Raw genomic sequence first — 2,512 nt, forward strand, 5'->3', positions numbered from 1 at the left:
TCCTGAATGGTTGGATCTGGGAGTAATTCACCGGTTTCGAGATAGTGGCGTGTTTGTTCGAATATCCATGGATTGCCGATGGCTCCGCGGCCAATCATCACTCCGTCAACACCGGTTTTGTCGAACATCTTTTTGGCCGACTCAGGTGAAGTCACATCCCCGTTGCCGATAATAGGGATTTCAAGACCGGGCGTATTAGCTAATTTTTTTAGGTATTCCCATCGCGCATCACCTTTATACTTCTGGCTGCGGGTTCGTGCGTGGACAGTGAGGGCCTTTACTCCCACACTCTGAAGCATCAAAGCTACTTCCTGAATTCGAATGGATTGATCATCCCAGCCTAGGCGGGTTTTCACGGTTACTGGAAAATCTCCGGCAGCATCTACTACAGTGCCGGCCATTCTTTCCATCATATTGAGATCTTTGAGGCAACCCGCACCGGCGCCTTTTTTTACGATCTTGTAAACAGGGCACCCGAAGTTGATGTCTACAACATCCGGGTTGTTGGCAACCGCTACTTTTGTGGCACCTTCCATGGCTTCTTCTCGACCGCCAAAAATCTGAATACCAAAAGGACGCTCCATTTCAGTAAAATCCATTTTATGCTGCGCAATGTCCGAATCACGTATAATTGCCTCTGAGCTGATAAATTCTGTGTAAACAATATCTGCACCCTTTTTCCGGCATATTTGCCGAAAAGGGGAATCGGTCACATCCTCCATCGGAGCTAAAAATAAGGGTCTGTTTCCTAAATCAATTTGGTCAATCTTCATAGCAAGGTTTTTATAAATGAGAATCTTAAAATACAGGTTTTTTAAATGCTTCTCACACTGAGCCGCAAATTTATGAAAAACAAAGCGCTTTCACGCTTGTGTTTCCACTCAGATCAATAGCCATTTGATAAATGAACATGTATATTAATGACTGTACTAAAATAATTTCAACTAATAAACGGGAGTAATATCAATGGCACTTTCAATTTCAGGAATTGAAGAGCTGTTAGGCGATGACGCCGATAAGCTGCTCAATCACACATGTACAACTATTCCAAAAGAAAAACTTCACCTTCCTTCCGGTTCATACGTAGACGACGTATGGTACCATTCCGACCGTAACAACAGAGTATTAGGTAATTTAGAGTGGATACTGAACCATGGTCGTTTGGCCGGCACAGGATACCTGTCCATACTTCCTGTAGATCAGGGAGTGGAGCATAGCGGAGGTGCATCTTTCGCAAAGAATCCGGCCTATTTTGATCCGGAAAATATTGTCAAGCTTGCTATCGAAGGGGGGTGTAATGCAGTTGCCTCTACATTTGGAGTATTGGCGTCTGTATCCAGAAAATATGCTCATAAGATTCCTTTCTTGGTGAAAATCAATCATAATGAGCTATTAACCTTTCCGAATACTTACGACCAAATTATGTTCGGTTCGGTTCAAAAAGCTTATGATATGGGTGCTGCTGCTGTTGGTGCAACTATATATTTCGGTTCCGATGAGTCGTCGCGACAGATTGTTGAAGTGGCGGAAGCTTTTGAATATGCTCATGAATTAGGAATGGCTACCGTTCTGTGGTGCTATACCCGAAATTCAGCATTTAAAGTTGACGGTAAAGATTACCATTCTTCAGCTGACTTAACGGGTCAGGCAAACCATCTTGGTGTAACAATCGGCGCGGATATTGTGAAGCAAAAATTACCAACCAACAACGGCGGTTACAAAGCACTGAATGCCGGTGATTCCAGTTATGGTAAATTGGATGAGAGAATTTACAGTGAATTGTCTACCGATCACCCAATCGACTTGACTCGCTACCAGGTAGCGAACGGTTACATGGGCCGTGCAGGTTTGATTAACTCAGGCGGGGCATCAGGAAGTGATGACTTTGCTGATGCTGTAAAAACGGCTGTGATTAACAAACGTGCCGGTGGTATGGGGCTCATTAGTGGCCGTAAATCTTTTCAGCGCCCTATGGAAGAGGGAGTAAAACTGCTTAACTTCATTCAGGATGTTTATCTTAATGAAGAAATAAGTATCGCATAATTTTCTATTTTCATAAAAAAAGCCATACAGTTAACTCTGTATGGCTTTACTATTTTTTGAGAGCTATTTATTGCAATAGGTTTTGATTAGCCTTACTAAAAAACACTTCTATATTGTCCGATTCTGAGGTACATACTGAGAAAAATGGTTCATTAATATCCTTCAGATACATGGCTCTGTCTATAGCATTGAGCCTTATCAGTATGGGAATCGTGATTTATATTACATACACACCGGGTATCCTGGAGCATTTGGCACCGAAGAGGCTTCCGGGTATTTTTATCGCTATTGGTGTGATGTTTTTAAAAATTTATTTTTTTGCAGCTAAAATCAGATTCTTAGCTGATAAAACCATCAACTGGATGGCGTCTATTCGAATTGCCCTGACGTGGGACTTTGCCTCGGCTGTTACTCCATCAACGATTGGCGGTGCGCCTGTGGCTACGTATGCGATGACAAAAGAGGGGAT

At 42.8% G+C, this 2,512-nt stretch carries 2 protein-coding genes and 1 pseudogene; 2 read left to right on the forward strand and 1 reads right to left on the reverse strand.

Annotation, left to right across the window (positions count from 1 at the left end):
• Nucleotides 1–773: tRNA dihydrouridine synthase (locus tag ACESM0_RS12510; RefSeq protein ID WP_372906544.1), on the reverse strand; the 773-nt coding region annotated here is incomplete at its 3' end.
• Between the two features lie 193 nt (nt 774–966).
• Between ACESM0_RS12510 and ACESM0_RS12515 the strand changes: the two genes are divergently transcribed.
• Nucleotides 967–2,043: a class I fructose-bisphosphate aldolase gene (locus ACESM0_RS12515; RefSeq protein WP_372906545.1), complete on the forward strand. Its 1,077-nt coding sequence runs from the start codon at nt 967–969 to the stop codon at nt 2,041–2,043.
• 113 nt (nt 2,044–2,156) lie between these two features.
• Nucleotides 2,157–2,512 (forward strand): annotated as a pseudogene (locus tag ACESM0_RS12520) (hypothetical protein); the annotation flags it as partial.

This window comes from Rhodohalobacter sp. (assembly GCF_041686455.1).
Lineage (GTDB): Bacteria > Bacteroidota > Rhodothermia > Balneolales > Balneolaceae > Rhodohalobacter.